Annotated in this window: 19 protein-coding genes and 1 pseudogene; 8 read left to right on the top strand and 12 right to left on the bottom strand. The window is 68.2% G+C overall.

Annotated features, from left to right (window positions below):
• Positions 1–10: 10 nt before the first annotated feature.
• The 7 genes from sdhA to RX333_RS11710 all read right to left on the bottom strand — a co-directional run bounded on the left by sdhA (position 11) and on the right by RX333_RS11710 (position 5,468).
• Positions 11–1,816: a succinate dehydrogenase flavoprotein subunit gene (sdhA, locus tag RX333_RS11740; protein ID WP_316015132.1), complete on the bottom strand. Its 1,806-nt coding sequence runs from the start codon at positions 1,814–1,816 to the stop codon at positions 11–13.
• 10 nt (positions 1,817–1,826) lie between these two features.
• Complete coding sequence (gene sdhD / locus RX333_RS11735; RefSeq protein ID WP_316015131.1) at positions 1,827–2,198, bottom strand: succinate dehydrogenase, hydrophobic membrane anchor protein; 372 nt, start codon at positions 2,196–2,198, stop codon at positions 1,827–1,829.
• 11 nt (positions 2,199–2,209) lie between these two features.
• Positions 2,210–2,593 (bottom strand): succinate dehydrogenase, cytochrome b556 subunit, encoded by a 384-nt coding sequence (gene sdhC / locus RX333_RS11730; RefSeq protein ID WP_316015130.1) that lies wholly within the window; start codon positions 2,591–2,593, stop codon positions 2,210–2,212.
• Positions 2,594–2,790: 197 nt separating this feature from the next.
• Positions 2,791–3,822, bottom strand: a complete 1,032-nt coding sequence (locus RX333_RS11725; protein ID WP_316015129.1) for a MaoC family dehydratase — start codon at positions 3,820–3,822, stop codon at positions 2,791–2,793.
• Positions 3,822–4,025: a DUF1737 domain-containing protein gene (locus tag RX333_RS11720; protein WP_316015128.1), complete on the bottom strand. Its 204-nt coding sequence runs from the start codon at positions 4,023–4,025 to the stop codon at positions 3,822–3,824. Before RX333_RS11720 ends, RX333_RS11725 begins: the two co-directional genes overlap by 1 nt.
• A 3-nt stretch (positions 4,026–4,028) precedes the next feature.
• Positions 4,029–4,580 carry an NnrU family protein gene (locus RX333_RS11715; RefSeq protein WP_316015127.1) on the bottom strand — a complete coding sequence of 184 codons (552 nt, stop codon included), beginning with the start codon at positions 4,578–4,580 and terminating at the stop codon, positions 4,029–4,031.
• Between the two features lie 39 nt (positions 4,581–4,619).
• A complete protein-coding gene (locus RX333_RS11710; RefSeq protein ID WP_316015126.1) occupies positions 4,620–5,468 on the bottom strand; it encodes a CoA ester lyase in 849 nt (282 codons plus the stop codon).
• Positions 5,469–5,699: 231 nt separating this feature from the next.
• Here RX333_RS11710 and RX333_RS11705 point away from each other — a divergent pair, with 231 nt between their 5' ends.
• On the top strand, positions 5,700–6,014 hold the full coding sequence (locus RX333_RS11705; protein WP_316015125.1) for a hypothetical protein: 315 nt from the start codon (positions 5,700–5,702) through the stop codon (positions 6,012–6,014).
• Here the strand turns inward: RX333_RS11705 and RX333_RS11700 are convergent.
• Genes RX333_RS11700 through RX333_RS11690 form a run of 3 tightly spaced genes read right to left on the bottom strand, consistent with a single transcriptional unit; the run spans position 6,011 to position 8,463 of the window.
• Positions 6,011–6,763: a sulfite exporter TauE/SafE family protein gene (locus tag RX333_RS11700; RefSeq protein ID WP_316015124.1), complete on the bottom strand. Its 753-nt coding sequence runs from the start codon at positions 6,761–6,763 to the stop codon at positions 6,011–6,013. The genes RX333_RS11705 and RX333_RS11700 overlap by 4 nt on opposite strands.
• A 1-nt stretch (position 6,764) precedes the next feature.
• A complete protein-coding gene (locus RX333_RS11695) occupies positions 6,765–7,178 on the bottom strand; it encodes a response regulator (protein WP_316015123.1) in 414 nt (137 codons plus the stop codon).
• A 28-nt stretch (positions 7,179–7,206) separates the two neighbouring features.
• A complete protein-coding gene (locus tag RX333_RS11690) occupies positions 7,207–8,463 on the bottom strand; it encodes a CHASE3 domain-containing protein (protein WP_316015122.1) in 1,257 nt (418 codons plus the stop codon).
• Between the two features lie 176 nt (positions 8,464–8,639).
• Here RX333_RS11690 and mdh point away from each other — a divergent pair, with 176 nt between their 5' ends.
• Positions 8,640–9,602, top strand: a complete 963-nt coding sequence (gene mdh, locus RX333_RS11685) for a malate dehydrogenase (RefSeq protein ID WP_316015121.1) — start codon at positions 8,640–8,642, stop codon at positions 9,600–9,602.
• Positions 9,603–9,780: 178 nt separating this feature from the next.
• Here the strand turns inward: mdh and RX333_RS11680 are convergent, their stop codons facing one another.
• Positions 9,781–10,953: a type III PLP-dependent enzyme gene (locus tag RX333_RS11680; RefSeq protein ID WP_316015120.1), complete on the bottom strand. Its 1,173-nt coding sequence runs from the start codon at positions 10,951–10,953 to the stop codon at positions 9,781–9,783.
• Between the two features lie 157 nt (positions 10,954–11,110).
• A complete protein-coding gene (locus tag RX333_RS11675; protein WP_316015119.1) occupies positions 11,111–12,424 on the bottom strand; it encodes a cation:proton antiporter in 1,314 nt (437 codons plus the stop codon).
• A gap of 186 nt (positions 12,425–12,610) precedes the next feature.
• Between RX333_RS11675 and metK the strand changes: the two genes are divergently transcribed.
• From metK to RX333_RS11645, 6 genes and pseudogenes are all read left to right on the top strand, one after another.
• On the top strand, positions 12,611–13,762 hold the full coding sequence (gene metK, locus RX333_RS11670; RefSeq protein ID WP_316015118.1) for a methionine adenosyltransferase: 1,152 nt from the start codon (positions 12,611–12,613) through the stop codon (positions 13,760–13,762).
• Positions 13,674–14,243: pseudogene (locus RX333_RS11665) on the top strand (GNAT family N-acetyltransferase); the annotation flags it as partial. The gene metK and the pseudogene RX333_RS11665, both read left to right, overlap by 89 nt.
• Positions 14,244–14,270: 27 nt before the next feature.
• Positions 14,271–14,999 carry a tRNA (guanosine(46)-N7)-methyltransferase TrmB gene (gene trmB / locus RX333_RS11660; protein ID WP_316015205.1) on the top strand — a complete coding sequence of 243 codons (729 nt, stop codon included), beginning with the start codon at positions 14,271–14,273 and terminating at the stop codon, positions 14,997–14,999.
• A 62-nt stretch (positions 15,000–15,061) separates the two neighbouring features.
• On the top strand, positions 15,062–16,396 hold the full coding sequence (aroA, locus tag RX333_RS11655; protein WP_410056068.1) for a 3-phosphoshikimate 1-carboxyvinyltransferase: 1,335 nt from the start codon (positions 15,062–15,064) through the stop codon (positions 16,394–16,396).
• Positions 16,397–16,448: 52 nt separating this feature from the next.
• Positions 16,449–16,880, top strand: a complete 432-nt coding sequence (locus RX333_RS11650) for a GFA family protein (RefSeq protein WP_316015117.1) — start codon at positions 16,449–16,451, stop codon at positions 16,878–16,880.
• A gap of 4 nt (positions 16,881–16,884) precedes the next feature.
• Positions 16,885–17,138 (top strand): nucleoside monophosphate kinase (locus RX333_RS11645; RefSeq protein ID WP_316015116.1); only part of this gene is annotated, 254 nt, incomplete at its 3' end.

Genomic DNA, 17,138 nt, shown 5'->3' with positions numbered 1-17,138 from the left:
GTCCGTCTCCTCAGTACACGCGTTTCTTCGGCGCGATCTTGGCGAGGTCGATGCCGCCATCGTTCGCTGCGGTCAGCGGGTCGAGATGCACCGGCCGGATGGCGAGGTCCACGTCCGCGCCGTCGACGACTGCGAGGCTGTGGACGCGCCAGTTCTCGTCGTCGCGATCGGGGTAGTCCTCGTGCGCATGGGCGCCGCGGCTTTCCTTGCGCGCCTCGGCGGCGACCACGGTGGCCAGCGCGTTGGGCATCAGGTTCGTCAGCTCCAGCGTCTCCATCAGGTCGGAATTCCAGATCATCGAGCGGTCGGTGACCTTGATGTCGGACATCCGCCCCGCGATCACCTTCATCTTCTCGACGCCCTCGCCGAGTGTCTTGTCGGTGCGGAAGACGGCGGCGTCGGCCTGCATCGCCTTTTGCATGTCGAGGCGCAGCTCGGCGGTCGGGGTGGAGCCGTCCGCGTGGCGCAGCCCGTCGAAGCGCTCCATCGCCGCGTCGATGCTGGCCTGGTTCATCTCGGGATTCGCGGCCTCGGGGTCCACGACCTTGCCCGCCTTGATCGCCGCCGCACGGCCGAAGACCACGAGGTCGATCAGCGAGTTGGAGCCGAGGCGGTTCGCCCCGTGCACGGAGGCGCAGCCCGCCTCGCCCACGGCCATCAAGCCCGGCACGATCGCGTCGGGGTTATCGGCGGTGGGGTTCAGCACCTCGCCCCAGTAGTTCGTGGGAATGCCGCCCATGTTGTAGTGGACGGTCGGCAGCACCGGGATCGGCTCCTTCGTCACGTCCACGCCCGCGAAGATGCGCGCGCTCTCGGAGATGCCCGGCAGCCGTTCGGCCAGTGCCTCGGCGGGCAGGTGGTCGAGATGCAGGTGGATGTGGTCGCCATCCTTGCCGACGCCGCGACCCTCGCGGATCTCCATGGTCATGCAGCGCGAGACGACGTCGCGGGAGGCGAGGTCCTTGTAGGTGGGCGCATAGCGCTCCATGAACCGCTCGCCTTCGGAATTGGTGAGGTAGCCGCCCTCGCCGCGTGCGCCTTCGGTGATCAGGCAGCCCGCGCCGTAGATGCCGGTCGGGTGGAACTGGACGAACTCCATGTCCTGCAGCGGTAGGCCCTGGCGCGCGACCATGCCGCCGCCGTCACCCGTGCAGGTATGCGCGGAGGTGGCGGAGAAATAGGCGCGGCCATAGCCGCCGGTCGCGAGCACCACCATCTTGGCGGAGAAGCGGTGCATGGTGCCGTCGTCGAGCTTCCACGCGATGACGCCCTGGCACTGTCCGTCCTCGGACATGATGAGGTCGGTCGCGAAATACTCGATGTAGAACTCGGCCTGCTGTTTCAGCGACTGGCCGTAGAGCGTGTGCAGGATCGCGTGGCCGGTCCGGTCGGCGGCGGCGCAGGTGCGCTGCACGGGCGGGCCTTCGCCGAACTCGGTGGTGTGTCCGCCGAAGGGGCGCTGGTAGATCTTGCCCTCTTCGGTGCGGGAGAAGGGGACACCGTAATGCTCCAGCTCGTAGACCGCCTTGGGCGCCTCGCGCGCGAGGTATTCCATCGCGTCGGTGTCGCCCAGCCAGTCAGACCCCTTCACGGTGTCGTACATGTGCCATTGCCAGCTGTCCGGCCCCATGTTGCCGAGCGACGCGGCGATGCCGCCCTGCGCCGCGACGGTGTGGGAGCGGGTCGGGAAGACCTTGGAGATGCAGGCCGTGCGCAGGCCCTGTTCGGCCATCCCGAGCGTCGCGCGCAGACCGGCGCCGCCGGCACCCACGACGACGACATCGTAGACGTGATCGGTGAATTCGTAAGACGACATGGTGTTCCTCTCAGAGCGCGATGGTCACGATGGCGAAGACGCCAGCAGCCGCCGCGGCGTAGCTGAGGCAGGTCATCGCGACGATCAGGGCGGTGCGCGTGCCGCCGCCGGTATAGTCCTCGATCAGCACCTGCACGCCCTGCTTGAAGTGCAGCCAGCCGACCAGAAGCGTCAGGATCGCGACGATGGCGGGGAAGGGGCGCTGGTAGGTGGCGAGTGCGGTCTCGTAATCCGAACCCAGCGTCGCGCCGAAGGTGAAGATGAAGAGCGGAATCAGGATGGCGAGGCCGATGGAGCTGAGCTTGATGTTCCAGGCATGCTCGGTCCCGTCCTTGGCCGAGCCGAGGCCCATGACGCGCTTGCGGTCGGTGCGGAAATCCATGGGGGCCTCCCTCAGACGACGATGATGGTGAGAAGGGTCAGGACGAAGGAGCCGCCGATCACGGCGTAGCCCAGCTTGTAGGCCGTCTCCAGATCGAGGCCCGCGCCGGTGTCCCAATAGAGGTGCCGCAGCCCGGCGAGGTAGTGGTACCACAGCGCCCAGACCGAGCCGAGCATCACGATGTCGCCGACGATCGAGGTGATCCACCAGGTCGCGGTCTCGAACGCTTCGGGGCCCGCGGCCAGGGCCAGGAACCACCAGGTGATGAGCAGCGCCGCGATCAGCATCGCGTTGCCGGTGATCCGCGTCAGGATCGACGTCATCGATGTCAGCTGCGGCTTGTAGATGGTCAGGTGCGGCGAGAGCGGGCGGTTCCCGCGGTTCACGTCGGCCATGGGCCCTCCGGTGATTGGCTGGCCCCGCTCGGGAAGGGGGCGTGCTTACATGTCCTGCGGCGCAACCTAGACCAAAGGGCGGCGTGGCCAAACCCTCGAATCCCGGCCTTTTGCCGCAGTTGCGAGCGAATTCGCCCGGTCGCGAGGTTTTGTGATCACACGAATTGCCGTGTGATCACGCATTGGCTCCACACGCGTCAGCTCGGCATCAGGGCCCAGCAGTCGAGGTCGAGCAGGACCTCGGGCAGGTACTTTCCGTCCTCGCCGCGCAGCTCGCCCGCCGCGCCGCGTGTCGCGACCAGCCGCAGACGCAACGCGCCGATGCCGGGATGCGCGGTTTGCGCCACGTCCAGAACCTCGGACCAGGCGCGCACGGTGTCGCCCGCGAAGCAGGGATTGGCATGGGCCCCGCCATTGATCGCCGCGATCAGCTGCGCATTGGCCAGCCCGTTGAAGCTGAGTGCGCGGGCGAGGCTGATGACGTGGCCGCCATAGATCAGCCGCTTGCCATCCTCGCGATGGGTCGCGTCGAAATGGACCTTGGCGGTGTTCTGCCAGAGGCGGGTGGCGAGCATGTGCTCCGCTTCCTCGATCGTGACACCGTCCACGTGGTCGATGATCTCGCCGACCGTGTAGTCGGAGAGCCGGTGCGGCTCGCCCGCGACGGTGAAGTCGTAATCGGCGAAGGTCAGGCCCTCCGGCACGGTCAGGGCGTCGGCGGCGACGGCCTCGGCCAGGTCGGGGACGACCGTTTCGGGCGCCGGGCTGTCCGCATCGCGCTTGCGCAGCATGACCCAGCGCTTGAAGTCCAGCACGATCTCCTCGCGCTGGTTGCGGCCCGTGGTGTGCACCCAGACCACGCCGGTGCGCCCGTTGGAGTTCTGCTTGACGCCGATCACCTCGGAGCTCGCCGACAGCGTGTCGCCCGGCATGACGGGGCGGTGGAAGCGACCCTCGGCATAGCCCAGGTTCGCGACCGCGTTGAGCGAGATGTCGGGGACGGATTTGCCGAACACGGTGTGAAAGGCGATCAGGTCGTCGAGGGGGCTGGCGGAGAGGCCGCAGGCTTGCGCGAAGCTGTCGGCGGAGTGCAGCGCGTGGCGGGCCGGGTAGAGCGCGTGGTAGAGCGCGCGCTCGCCATCGCCGACGGTGCGCGGGATGGCGTGGGGGATGGTGTCGCCGACGCGGTAATCCTCGAAGAAGCGGCCGGGATTGGTCTTGGCCGCCATCACAGCGCCCCCAGCTTCATCGACGGGTCGTAATCGCCAGGCACGTCCTTGGTGACGGCCTGCGCGCACATCATCACGCCCTTGTCCGCGTCATAGGCGTAGGTCGGGTCGCCATAGAGCGTCCAGCCCTTGGCGAGCGCGTCGGTGACCTTGTGGCAGAAGGCGGAGCTATCCTCATGGGTCAGCAGGCGGTAGGCGATCATGGTTTACCCCGGAAATGGCCAGACAAAATAGGAATGGATCGCCGTGATCACGGCGAACAGGACGAGTGTGATCACGACGAGGCGGACATCGCCGCCGATAGCCCCCGCGGGGGGGCGATGCCAATCGGGCGTGGCGCGGTTGATGACGAGCATCGAGACGATGGCCCACAGACCCAGCCCGCCGAACATCACGATGGAGGCGAGGTCGCCGTTCACAAGCAGGTGCGCGATGGTCCAGGTGAGGAAGCCCAGCAACATCGGGTGCCGGAACCAGCTGCGCGCGCGGCCCTTCGAACTGCCCGCACCCAGCAGGAAGATCGCAACGAACATCATCAGGTTGTTGATGTGAACGGTCCAGGCGGGCGGGAACCAGATATCCACGTGATCGGCCCCGCGATAGCCGACGATCATCAGCACGATCGACACCACGAGGCCGAGGGCGACGAGGCCCTTGCCCCGGTCCCCCATCTGCGCGCGCGCATCGGGGGCCATCCGCTTGAACAGGTGCGCGCCCCACCACAGGGCGACGCCGAAGATCAGGATGAGCATGGACATGGAAAACCCTCCGCCGGCCGGTTGCGGGTCGAGACTATGTCAGGACGCCGCCGCCTCCAACGCCGCAATCGCCTCGGCCTCGGCCAGCAGGCGGCGGGCGTTCTCGACATGCAGGTTCTCGACGATGCGCCCGTCATGGACGGCGACGCCGCCCTCCGCCGCATCGAAGGCGGCGATCTGGGCGCGCGCCTCCTCCAGCGCGGCGTCGGAGGGGCCGTAGACCGCGTTGGTGACGGAAAGCTGCGCGGGGTGGATCAGGGTCTTGCCGTCGAAGCCCATGTCGCGGCCCTGCTCGCATTCGGCGCGCAGGCCCTCGTCGTCCTTGAAGGCGTTGAAGACGCCGTCGATGGCGGCGATGCCTTCCGCGCGGGCGGCCAGCAGGCACTGTGCCAGCGCGGGGATCAGAGGCGCGCGGCCCGGAACGTGGGCTGCGTGCAGATCCTTGACTAGGTCGTTGGTGCCCATGACGAGGCAGGCGAGGCCGGGTGCGGCGGCGATTTCGGACGCGTTGAGGATGCCGCGCGGCGTCTCCATCATCGCCCACAGGGGCACGTCCCCCGCGACCTCTCGGGCGGTGGCGAGCTGCGCCGCGCTCTCGACCTTGGGCAGCAGGATCGCGTCGGGGCGGGCCTGCGCGGCGGCGGCGAGGTCGTCTGCGCCCCACTCGGTATCGGCACCGTTGATGCGGATCACCACCTCGCGCGGACCGTAGGGACGCTCGGCCACCGTGCGGGCTACGAGGTCGCGCGCCGCGGGCTTGTCCTGCGGGGCGACGGCATCCTCCAGATCGAGGATCAGCGCGTCGGCGGCGAGGGTCGCGGCCTTTTGCAGCGCACGCTCCTTGGCGCCGGGCATGTAGAGGACGGAGCGGCGGGGGCGATGTGTCATGGGCGGATACCTCGTTGTGTTGCGCCGCACACTAGCCGCTCGGCCGCGATGTGCAAGTGGGTGCGAAACAAAATGTCGCGGTTGATGCCGCTCCCGTGATTTTCTGCCGTTAACCTTTCATTAGGGCCAGTCGACGAGAGTTCTGGGAGGCGCAGGATTGATCGCGCCGCTTTTCCAGCCAGAGCCATTTTCACCTCCCGCCACCGTGTTTCGGCGGATGAAAGGATTGTCATGACCTTTGCCCAGAAAGCCTTTTCCAGCGCGCTGATCCTGTTCGGCGCGGGCCTGATCGCCACCGATGCCAGCGCCGATACCGGGCGCTGCCCCGAGCGCAACGAACTGATCCGTCGTCTGACCGACGACCTGGGGGAATCGCGCCGGGCCATGGCGCTCGACCGTCGCGGCATCGTCGAGGTCTACGTCTCCGAGGAGACGGGACGCTGGACCGTCACGCTGACGGTGCCCGAGGGGCGCACCTGCGTGCTGGCGGCCGGGGAGTACTGGACGGACGCGCCCGGCCGCCCCGCGACCGGGGTGGCGAGCTAGGTCGCCGCGTCCCAGAACAGCTTCAGCGCGGTGGCGACGAGAAAGATGTAGGTCAGCGCGAAGAAGGCGCGCTCCGGCACCAGCCGGTGTGCGCGGACGCCCATCAGCGCGCCTGCGATCGCCACGGGGGCGAGGGCGAGATTGGCGATGACGGTCTCGCGCGTGAAGAGCCCGAGTGCCGCATAGGGGAAGAACTTGAGGATGTTCACCCACCAGAAGATGAGCACCGTCGTGGCCTGATAGCTCTGCTTGTCGAGGCCGCGGCCCAGAAGGTAGACGGCGGCGGGCGGCCCGCCCGCGTGGCTGACGAAGGACGTGAAGCCCGACGCCGCACCCCACACCCCGCCGCGCAGCAGCGAGGTCCGCGTCGGGGGAACCCGGATCCAGCCGCGTGCGCGCGCGATCTGGAAGGCGACGAAGCCGAGCGCGATCAGCCCGATCGCCACCCGGACGACATCGTCGCTGGTGACGCTGAACAGGAGCGCGCCGAGCACGACCCCCGGCACCATGCCGATCATCAGCACCCGCGCGTCCGGCCAGACCCATTTGCGCCAGTAGCTGCGCAGGTTCGTCACGTCCATCAGCATCAGCAAGGGCAGCATGACACCGACCGCAAGTTGCGGGGGGACCGCCACGGCGAGGAAAGGGGCGGCGGCGAAGGCCGCTCCGGAGCCGAACCCGCCTTTCGAGATGCCCGCGAACAGGACCGCAGGGATCGCGAGCGCGAAGAAGGCGAGGTTCAGCTCCACCTCAGCCGTCGGCGAGGTCCGCGACGCAGGCCAGCAGCTTCTCGACCATCGAGGGCTTGAGGAAGACGGGCGCATCGGGGTAGCGCGCCTGCAACTCCGACCGGCGCCCGTGTCCGGTGTGGAACAGGAACGGCACGCCCCGTTCGACCAGGCTGTCGGCGATCGGATAGACATCCTCGCCATGCAGGTCGAGATCGAGGATCGCGGCGTCGATCGCCTCGCGATCGGCTGCCAGCAATTCGAGTCCCTGCGCGACGCGCATCACAGGCCCAAGCGGGCGCGCGCCCGCATCTTCGAGCGCGAGTTCGAGATCGAGGGCCAGCATCCCCTCGTCCTCCACCAGGAGGATACGACGATCGGTGAGCGATACGCTCGCACCGCCGCCATTTAGGGGCCCGTTTGCAGCGATCACCATTCCACGCACTCCAATTGCATAACACAAGTTAATGCGACAAACCGTCCAACGGGAAGCGCAAATTGATCAGAATACCGTCCGGTTCGAATGTTCGTTCGAGCTCGCCGCCGATCTGGCGGGCCGATGCGCGCATCATGACGGAGCCGAAACCGTTGTCCTCGCCTGCGTCGGGCGCGATCTTCGCCCCGCGCTCCCGCCATGTCAGGTGCAGGTCGGGGCCATCCTCGCGCCAGGCGATGTCGAGCGTGCCCGAAGGCGTCGATAGCGCGCCGTATTTGGCGGCATTGGTCGCGAGTTCGTGCAGGATCAGGCCCAACGAGGTGATGGAGCCGGCCGACACCGTGGCGGCGGGGCCGTCGATGCGGATCTCGGTCGATCCGTCGTCGTACGGATCCAGTGCCGCGTGGACGAGATCCTCGATCGACGCGACACGCTGTTCCAGCTGACCCGTGCTGACGGAATGCGCGACCGACAGGGCATGAATCCGCTTGCGCAGCTTGGCGAGCACGTCTTCGGTGCTCTCCTCCTCCGCCCCTCGCGAGCGGGAGATGATGGCCATGACCACGGCGAACAGGTTCTTGACCCGGTGGTCCAGCTCGCGTGCCAGCAGGTCCGATTTCTCCCGCGCGGCGCGCAGGGCGGACATGTCGCGGCTCGCCGCCTCGGCCAGCACCGTGCGGCGTTCGAGCGACAGGCTGAGCAGGATGAGGCCGATGACGACGAGCCCGAGCGTGAGCAGGATCACGATCACCGCGACATTGCGGCGCTGGGCGCGGTCGGCGGCGTCGTCCAGGCGCGCCAGCCGTGTGGCCTCCAGCTCGTCCGACGCGCGACGATACTCGTCCATCAAGCGCTTGCCGCGGTCGGAGGTCACGATGGCCAAGGCCGCGCCGCTGCGCCCCTCGTTGGCGAGATCCACCGTCTCGGCCAGTTCCGCCAGTTTCTCTTCGGCCATGTCCCGCAAAGCGGCCACATCGTCGACATGATCGGCTTCGATGACCGCTGCGAGGGCGTCCAACTCGTCGATCCAGTCGATACGACCGCTCGTATAGGGCGTGAGATAGGCCGGTGCCCCGGTCAGCAGATAGCCGCGCTGGCCCGTCTCGGCACTCAGCCCCGCGCGCATCGCGCCGCGCAGATGGGTGAGGACCTGCGTGGTCTGCCGCACCTGTTCGCGGGCGGCACTCTCGCCCAGGAAACTGAAGGTCAGGACGCCCACGGCGAGCGCGAGGACGGCGAAGATCACGACGAGAAGGAGTCGGGACGAGACGGCGGGTCGGTCCATGCGACCGGAAGCGGGGGTGTTGAGGCGTGTCATTTGTCGTCCGAGCAAGGGTCGTCATTCGATAGGCGTGAACCACAAATGGTTATAGCCACGTGAACGCGTTGCACAATTCTTGCAGCGCACAAGATTTGGCGATAGGCAAGCGCCAACCTCACTGGCCAATAGGGAGAGCGGAGATGGCGAGAGCGAAGATTGCCCTGATCGGGGCGGGACAGATCGGCGGGACGCTGGCGCATCTGCTGGCGCTCAAGGAACTGGGCGACGTGGTGCTGTTCGACATCGCGGAAGGCACGCCGCAGGGCAAGGCGCTCGACATCGCGGAAAGCGCGCCGGTCGACGGGTTCGATGCCGACATGTCGGGTGCCAACGACTATTCCGCGATCGCGGGTGCGGATGTGTGCATTGTCACCGCCGGCGTCGCGCGCAAGCCGGGCATGAGTCGCGACGACCTGCTGGGCATCAACCTCAAGGTCATGAAGGCCGTGGGCGAGGGCATCCGCGACCACGCGCCCGACGCCTTCGTCATCTGCATCACCAACCCGCTCGACGCGATGGTCTGGGCGCTGCAGAAATTCTCGGGCCTGCCGACCGAGAAGGTCGTGGGCATGGCCGGCGTGCTCGACAGCGCGCGCTTCCGCCACTTCCTCGCCGACGAGTTCGACGTGTCGGTCAAGGATGTGACGGCCTTCGTGCTGGGCGGGCATGGCGACACGATGGTGCCGCTGACGCGCTATTCCACCGTCGCGGGCATCCCGCTGCCGGACCTGGTGCAGATGGGCTGGACCACGCAGGACAAGCTCGACCAGATCGTGCAGCGCACGCGCGACGGCGGGGCGGAGATCGTGGGCCTCCTCAAGACCGGCTCGGCCTTCTACGCCCCCGCGGCGTCCGCCGTGCAGATGGCCGAGGCCTATCTGAAGGACCAGAAGCGGGTGCTGCCCGCCGCGGCTTATGTGGACGGGGCCTACGGGCTCGACGGCATGTATGTCGGCGTGCCGACGGTGATCGGCAAGGGCGGGATCGAGCGAGTCGTGGAGATCTCGCTGAACGAGGACGAGCAGGGCATGCTCGACAACTCGATCGACGCGGTGAAGGGCTTGGTCAAGGCCTGCAAGGAGATCGACGAGACCCTCGCCTGATCCAGATGCACTGATATGCGAGAAGGCCCCCGGTATGACGCCGGGGGCCTTTTTCGTGCCGGGTTGCGGGCGATGGAGCCTCCGGCGGGGATATTTGCAGGAAGTGAAGCGGCGGGCGGTCCGCAGGGTGGCGTAGGATGGCGCCACCGCGCGTGCGGACCGGGCCGCCGCCGCGGGATCAGATCACGACGACGTCGAGCGGCGGGAAGCCGTTGAAGCCGACAGAGGAATAGGACGAGGTGTAGGCACCGCAGTTGCGGATGATCACCTTGTCGCCACCGCGCAGACCCAGCGGCAGGTTCACCGGGCGCTTTTCATAGAGCACGTCGGCGCTGTCGCAGGACGGACCGGCCAGGATGCACGGGCCCGTCGCCTCGTGATCGCGGGCGGTCAGGAACTGGTAGCGGATCGCCTCGTCGATGGTCTCGGCCAGGCCCGAGAACTTGCCGATGTCGAGATAGACCCAGCGGTGCAGGTCGTTGTCCGACTTGCGGCTGACCAGCAGGACTTCCGCCGCGATGGCGCCCGCCTCGGCCACGAGGCCGCGACCCGGCTCCGCCATCACGTGGGGGACGTCGCCGAAGCGCTGCGCGATCTCGGCCATGACTTCCGCCGCATAGGTCGCGGGATCGTCGATCGCCTCGCCGTAGAAGGCCGGGAAGCCGCCGCCGATGTTGAGCAGGGTCAGATCGTGGCCCGAGCGGCGTGCCTCGCGCCAGATCGAGGCGATCTGGTCGAGCGTGGTGCGCCACATGGACGACTTGCGCGTCTGCGAGCCGACATGGAAGGAGAAGCCGACCGGCTCCAGCCCCAGCAGAACGGCCCGGTCGAGCAGGTCGACCGCCTTGTCGCGGGCACAGCCGAACTTGCGGCTGAGCGGCCAGTCGGCCTCGGACGCGTCGACGATCAGGCGGATGTAGACCTGCGCGCCGGGGGCGTGGGCGGCGATCTTCTCCAGCTCTTCCTCCGCATCGGCGGCGAAGAGGGTGATGCCGGCCTCATGCGCGAAGGCGATGTCGGAGGCGCGCTTGACGGTATTGCCGAAGGAGATGCTCTCGGGGCGGGCGCCGAGCGACAGGCACAGCTCGATCTCGCCGCGCGAGGCCGCGTCGAAGCCGGAGCCGAGACCGACGAGGGTCGAGACGATCTCCCGCGCCGGGTTCGCCTTCACCGCGTAGTGGATGCGCGCGCGGCCCAGGCCCTGCGCGAGGGCGGCGTAGTTGCGCGCGACGACTTCGGTGTCGAGCACGAGCGTCGGGCGGTCGAAATCATGGGCTGCGATATACTGCTCCACACGCGAGGAGACAGCAATACGGGGACGACCCGACAGGTCGGTTACGAAGGCGTTCATGGTCATCTCCAATAGACCCGGCCATATATGACCGCTCACTTCCAAGGGAGACGTTACCGTCGCTGCGTAACCGTGCGATTTGCCGTGCCAGAGGCGCGTGCGTTGGCGTCTGAGCGGTCACATAGGACCAATGATGCCACCTGTGAAGATGAAAAATTCACTCCCCCGAAATTTTTTCACGGGGGGCCTCGGTGGTGATTTCGGGGTCGTCCGCGCGGTAGGGGTGGACCTCGTCATCCTCTTCTCCGGGCAGCATGAAATTGGCGGCGAACCCGTGGACGACGATCGAGCCGAGGATGGTCACAGCGGCGATTCGCCAGATCGAATCGATGTCCGCGAACTGCCCGTGGTTCTGGGCGTAGGCGATGTAGAAGACCGACCCCATGCCGCGGATGCCGAAGAAGGCGATCTTGTGCGCCTCGACCCGCTCGCAGCGATAACCCAGCATTGCGATCCAGCCCGCCAGCGGGCGGATCACGAACAGGAGGAGCACGGCGACCGCCACCTCGCCCGCGCGCAGCCCGGCGAGCCCGCCGCCGGCGACGAAGCTGCCGAACCAGATCAGGAGCAGGACCAGCAGGATCGATTCGAGCTGGTCCGCGCCGTGATGGACGTATTTCTCGTAGCCCTCGTTCTCGGTTCCGCGGGTGTTGGCGCGGCCCGCGCGCGTGGCGAAGAACACGGCGAGGAAGCCGTAGCCATCGACCGCCTCGGTCACGCCGTAGGACACCATCGTCGCGCCGAGGATCATCACGATGGAGTTCCACGCGCCTTGATGGGCGTCGCCGTATCGGCTCATCGCCAGGCGCGAGATGATCGCGCCCGTGGCGTAGCCGACGGCGACCCCGACCGCGATGCGGTAGAGCACGTCGTAGCCCAGCCAGTCGACGAACCAGGCGCCGCCCCCCTGCGCGGCGACCGCGGCGAGCGTGATGGCGAGATAGATGAAGGGGAAGGCCAGCCCGTCGTTCAGACCCGCCTCCGCCGTCAGGGCCAGTTCCACCGGCGACTCGGTCTTTCCGGGCGGGCCGACCTGGACGGAGCGGGCCAGCACCGGATCGGTCGGGGCCATCGCCGCGGCCAGCAGCACCGCGCCCGCCACCGACAGGCCGGTGATCCAGCTTCCGGCGAGGGCCACGCCGAGCATCGTGAGCGGCATCGCGATGGCCAGCAGCCGAATCGTCGGCTGCCACCGCTTCCATCCGAAGGGCGTGTCGATGGCGAGACCCGCGCCCGATAGCGAGATGATGACGATCAGTTCGGCCGAATGTTCGATGACCAGCGCGATCAGCCCCCCGCCACGCGGGTCGAGCATCGGGGCCCCGGCAATGCCGAGCCCGGCCCCGATCGCGACGAAGAGCAACGGCAGGTTCAGCAGGCGATACCGGGCAAGCGCGGGCTGCAGCGTCAGCAGCAGCAGCGACAGTCCGACGATCGAGTAGAAGACGTCCCTTGGGTCGAGCTGCAGCATGTCCGGTTCCTGACGGCAGATGGCGGGCCAGATAAGCCGTTGTGCCGCGATGACGAACCTGCGGATTCGCTTGGCATTCCCGTGCGGCTTGGCTAGACCGCTGCGTTGAAGCCCGCCGGGCTTCCCTTCCGGTTGCGGCGGCTTCCTGCTTCGCCGGTCTGTACAGTTTAATGCGGAGCAACTTTCATGGCGCGTCAGAACTACCTCTTCACCTCGGAATCGGTGTCCGAGGGGCATCCCGACAAGGTCTGCGATCGGATCTCGGATGCGATTCTCGATGCGTTCATGGCCGAGGATCCGCAGTCGCGGGTGGCATGCGAGGCGTTCGCGACCACGAACCGTGTCGTGATCGGCGGTGAGGTCCGGGGACCCGAGAGCGTCATGGGCCGGATCGAGGAGATCGCCCGCGCCTGCGTCAAGGATATCGGCTACGAGCAGGAGGGCTTCCACTGGGAGAGCATGGAGGTCACCAACCTGCTGCACGAACAGTCGAGCCACATCGCCCAGGGCGTGGATACCGACGGGGCGGGCGACCAGGGGATCATGTTCGGCTATGCCTGCACCGAGACGCCCGAGCTGATGCCGGCCCCCATCCTCTATTCGCACGCGATCCTCAAGAAGCTGGCCGAGGCGCGCAAGTCGGGCGAGGCCGCGGTGCTGGGCCCGGACGCGAAATCGCAGATCTCGCTGCGCTACGAGCATGGCATGCCCAAGGAGGTGACCTCGATCGTGCTGTCCACTCAGCACATGGACGAGAGCCTCGACAGCGCCGCGGTGCGCGAGATCGTCGAGCCCTATATCCGCGGCGAGCTGCCCGATGGCTGGATCACGCCCAAGACCGTCTGGCATGTGAACCCGACGGGCAAGTTCGTGATCGGCGGGCCGGATGGCGACGCGGGCCTGACGGGCCGCAAGATCATCGTCGACACCTATGGCGGGGCGGCCCCGCATGGCGGCGGCGCCTTCTCGGGCAAGGATCCGACCAAGGTCGACCGCTCCGCCGCCTACGCCGCGCGGTATCTTGCGAAGAACGTGGTGGCCGCGGGTCTCGCCAGCCGCTGCACGATCCAGCTGAGCTACGCCATCGGCGTGCCCGCGCCGCTGTCGATCTATTGCGACACCTACGGCACCGGCGAGGTGGACGAGAGCGTGATCGAGGAGGCCGTGGCCGAGGTCATGACGCTGACGCCCTCCGGCATCCGCGATCACCTCGGACTGGGCAAGCCGATCTACGAGCGCACGGCGGCCTATGGCCATTTCGGCCGCGCGCCCGAGGCGGATGGCGGCTTCTCGTGGGAGAAGACCGACCTCGTCGACGCGCTCAAGCGCGCGATCTGACCGGCCACGCCGACCTTCTTCGCAGGCGGAGCGCCCCATGACCGAGATCGCCTTTCGCCCGGCCTGCGCCGAAGATGCGACCGAGATGCTGCGCGTGCACCGCGCGGCCATCGCGGCGCTGTCCGATACCCATTACGACGCGGCCCAGCGCGCCGCCTGGGCTGCGAACCGGCGGCAGGACGCCTATGCTGAGGCCGAGGCGGAGGGCGTGCGCCACCGCCTCGCTCTGGCCGGGGGGACGCTTGCCGGGTTCGTCGGCTTCGCCCCGGTGGAGGAAACCTCCGGAGGGCGGATCACCGCGCTCTGGATCGATCCGGCCTTTCAGGGACGGCGCATCGGCCAGCAGCTGTTGCAGCACGCGGAGGCGGCGCTGTTCGAGGAGGGCGCGCGCGCGATCGAGGTGACGTCGAGCATGGGCGCGCGGGGCTTCTACGCCGCGCACGGCTACGAGGAGCGGGGCGGCACGGTCGCGACCACCAAGGACGGCGTCGAGCTGCCGATGGTCCTGATGGCCAAGACCCGCTCGGCCCTGCGGCCCGACGGCACGCCCTGGCGCAACTTCTACGGACGGCGGCATGGCAAGAAGCTGCGCCCCGCCCAGCAGCGCGACATGGACGGTGCGCTGCGCGAGATCCAGCCGACGGGCGTGACGCGTGCGGACAACCCGGAGCGGACACCGCTCGACCTGGCTGCGCTCTTCGGGCGCGATGCGCCGGTCTGGCTGGAGATCGGCTTCGGCGCGGGCGAGCATCTGTTCCACCAGGCGCGCACCTACCCGCAAGTGGGCATCATCGGGTGCGAACCCTTCATCAACGGCGTGGCGCAGTTCATGTCGAAGATGCGCGAGGCAGGGGTCGAGAATGTGCGCGTCCATCCCGGCGACGCGCGCGATCTGCTAGAGGTGCTGCCGGAGGCATCGCTCGACAAGGTCTTCCTGCTCTACCCCGATCCGTGGCCCAAGACACGGCATCACCGGCGTCGCTTCGTCGTGCCCGAGAACCTTGTCGCGGTCGCCCGCGCCTTGAGACCGGACGGGGAGTTCCGTGTCGCCACCGACATTCCCGACTACGTGCGCCAGACGCTCGAAGTCACGGGAACCCTGCCGGAGTTCGAGTGGCTGGCCGAGGGCCCGACCGACTGGCGCGAACCGTGGGACGACTGGCACCGCACCCGCTACGAGGCCAAGGCCCTGCGCGAGGGGCGCGTGCCGCATTACCTGACCTTCCGCCGGACCTGAATTTCCACTTCGCGCCGCGCCCGCCGCGCGCTAGTCAGGCGCCAGCAACACGAGGAGCATCCATGTCCCAGCCCGGCGATCCCCGTCCCATGCAAGCCGTTCCCGGCGCGCGCCTGAACGGCACGGCCGAGATTCCGGGCGACAAGTCCGTCTCGCACCGTTCGCTGATCTTCGGCGCGATGGCGGTGGGCGAGACGACGGTGACGGGCCTGCTCGAAGGGCAGGACGTGCTCGACACCGCCAAGGCCATGCAGGCGCTGGGCGCGGACGTGATCCGGCACGGGCCGGGCGACTGGTCGGTGCACGGTGTGGGCGTCGGCGGGTTCTCCGAGCCGTCGGACCTGATCGACTGCGGAAATTCCGGCACCGGGGTGCGGCTGCTGATGGGCACGGTCGCGACGCACGGCTTCGCGACGACCTTCACCGGCGATGCCAGCCTGCGCTCCCGCCCCATGGGCCGCGTGACCGACCCGCTGTCGCTGTTCGGGGCGCAGGCGCACGGACGCTCCGGCGGGCGGCTGCCGTTGACGCTGGTGGGCGCGGACCGTCCGCGCCCGGTCGATTACGAGGTGCCGGTGCCCTCCGCACAGGTGAAGTCCGCCGTGCTGCTGGCCGGGCTCAACACACCCGGCGACACCATCGTGCGGGAGATCGAGGCCACCCGCGACCATACCGAGCGGATGCTGCGCGGCTTCGGCGCCGAGGTCGAGACGGACGGGCTGGTCATCACGCTCAAGGGCCAGCCGGAGCTGCGCCCGCAGGCGATCGCGGTGCCGCGCGATCCGTCCTCCGCCGCCTTCCCCGTCTGCGCCGCGCTGATCTGCGAAGGGTCGGACGTACTGGTGCCGGGCATCGGTCTTAACCCCACGCGCGCCGGGCTCTACACCACGCTGCGCGAGATGGGCGCGGACCTGACCTTCGAGAACGAGCGGGAGGAGGGGGGGGAGCCCGTGGCCGACCTGCGCGCCCGCTTCGGCCCGATGAAGGGCATCGAGGTGCCGCCCGAGCGGGCCGCGAGCATGATCGACGAATATCCCATCCTCTCGGTCGTCGCCGCGATGGCCGAGGGCACGACCGTCATGCGCGGCGTCAAGGAACTGCGCGTGAAGGAAAGCGACCGGATCGACGCGATGGCGCGCGGGCTGGAGGCGTGCGGCGTCCGGGTCGAGGAGACCGAGGACAGCTTCACCGTGCATGGCACCGGCGGCGCGGTTCCGGGAGGGGCGACGGTCGGCACCCGGCTCGACCACCGGATCGCGATGAGCTTCTTCTGCCTCGGCATGGCCGCGCAGAACCCCGTCACCATCGACGATGCGCGCGTGGTCGAGACGTCCTTCCCCAACTTCCTGCCGCTGATGGAGGCGATGGGCGCCTCCTTCCGTCTGGTGAACGGCTGAATTGCCCTGCGCGGCCCCCGCGCCACATGTGGGGGCAGCGAAGGAGAGGTCGATGAGCGAGCGACATAGCGGAAGCTGCCTGTGCGGCGCGGTGAAATACATGGTCGAGGGCGAGATGCGCCCGGTGATCGCCTGTCACTGCGTTCAGTGCCGCAAGACCTCCGGCCATTACGGTGCCGCGACCGCGGCCCGGCGAGAGGACATCACCGTTGCGGGGGACGTGAAGTGGTATGTCAGTTCCGATTCCGGCAAGCGTGGCTTCTGCGCTGATTGCGGCTCCTCCGTGTTCTTCGACGGCGGAGGCGAGAACCTGTCGATCTGGGCGGGCACGCTCGACGGGGAGACGGGGCTGAGCATCGCGGGCCACATCTTCACCGACGACAAGGGCGATTACTACGACATCGAACCGGGCGTGCGGCAGGCGCCGCAAGCCGATCCGGAAATGACGACGAAGGTCGCTGTGAACAAGGATGCCGGGGGGTGAGCGCATGGCTCTGACGGTCGCGATCGACGGGCCCGCGGCGGCGGGCAAGGGTACCATCGCGCGCGCGGTGGCCGCGCATTACGGCTTTGCCCATCTCGACACGGGGCTGCTTTATCGCGCGACGGGCGCGCGCGCGCTGGAACTGGGCGGGCTGGAGGCGGGTACAGCCGAAGCCGCCGCGCGCAGCCTGACCGAGGCGGACCTCGCACGCGACGACCTGCGCAGCGCCGATGCGGGGCAGGCGGCCTCGATCGTCGC

This window comes from Roseobacter sp. HKCCA0434, from assembly GCF_032464675.1.
Classification (GTDB): domain Bacteria; phylum Pseudomonadota; class Alphaproteobacteria; order Rhodobacterales; family Rhodobacteraceae; genus Pontivivens.
The sequence above is the reverse complement of the archived record's forward strand: the minus strand, read 5'-3'. Positions and strand labels throughout refer to the sequence as shown.

Excerpts from the sequence above, each read along its gene's own strand:
- sdhA (WP_316015132.1), bottom strand. The coding sequence starts at position 1,816 with ATGTCGTCTTACGAATTCACCGATCACGTCTACGATGTCGTCGTCGTG.
- sdhD (WP_316015131.1), bottom strand. The coding sequence starts at position 2,198 with ATGGATTTCCGCACCGACCGCAAGCGCGTCATGGGCCTCGGCTCGGCC.
- sdhC (WP_316015130.1), bottom strand. The coding sequence starts at position 2,593 with ATGGCCGACGTGAACCGCGGGAACCGCCCGCTCTCGCCGCACCTGACC.
- RX333_RS11725 (WP_316015129.1), bottom strand. The coding sequence starts at position 3,822 with ATGGCGGCCAAGACCAATCCCGGCCGCTTCTTCGAGGATTACCGCGTC.
- RX333_RS11720 (WP_316015128.1), bottom strand. The coding sequence starts at position 4,025 with ATGATCGCCTACCGCCTGCTGACCCATGAGGATAGCTCCGCCTTCTGC.
- RX333_RS11715 (WP_316015127.1), bottom strand. The coding sequence starts at position 4,580 with ATGTCCATGCTCATCCTGATCTTCGGCGTCGCCCTGTGGTGGGGCGCG.
- RX333_RS11710 (WP_316015126.1), bottom strand. The coding sequence starts at position 5,468 with ATGACACATCGCCCCCGCCGCTCCGTCCTCTACATGCCCGGCGCCAAG.
- RX333_RS11705 (WP_316015125.1), top strand. The coding sequence starts at position 5,700 with ATGACCTTTGCCCAGAAAGCCTTTTCCAGCGCGCTGATCCTGTTCGGC.
- RX333_RS11695 (WP_316015123.1), bottom strand. The coding sequence starts at position 7,178 with ATGGTGATCGCTGCAAACGGGCCCCTAAATGGCGGCGGTGCGAGCGTA.
- RX333_RS11690 (WP_316015122.1), bottom strand. The coding sequence starts at position 8,463 with ATGGACCGACCCGCCGTCTCGTCCCGACTCCTTCTCGTCGTGATCTTC.
- mdh (WP_316015121.1), top strand. The coding sequence starts at position 8,640 with ATGGCGAGAGCGAAGATTGCCCTGATCGGGGCGGGACAGATCGGCGGG.
- RX333_RS11680 (WP_316015120.1), bottom strand. The coding sequence starts at position 10,953 with ATGAACGCCTTCGTAACCGACCTGTCGGGTCGTCCCCGTATTGCTGTC.
- RX333_RS11675 (WP_316015119.1), bottom strand. The coding sequence starts at position 12,424 with ATGCTGCAGCTCGACCCAAGGGACGTCTTCTACTCGATCGTCGGACTG.
- metK (WP_316015118.1), top strand. The coding sequence starts at position 12,611 with ATGGCGCGTCAGAACTACCTCTTCACCTCGGAATCGGTGTCCGAGGGG.
- trmB (WP_316015205.1), top strand. The coding sequence starts at position 14,271 with ATGGCCAAGACCCGCTCGGCCCTGCGGCCCGACGGCACGCCCTGGCGC.
- aroA (WP_410056068.1), top strand. The coding sequence starts at position 15,062 with ATGTCCCAGCCCGGCGATCCCCGTCCCATGCAAGCCGTTCCCGGCGCG.
- RX333_RS11650 (WP_316015117.1), top strand. The coding sequence starts at position 16,449 with ATGAGCGAGCGACATAGCGGAAGCTGCCTGTGCGGCGCGGTGAAATAC.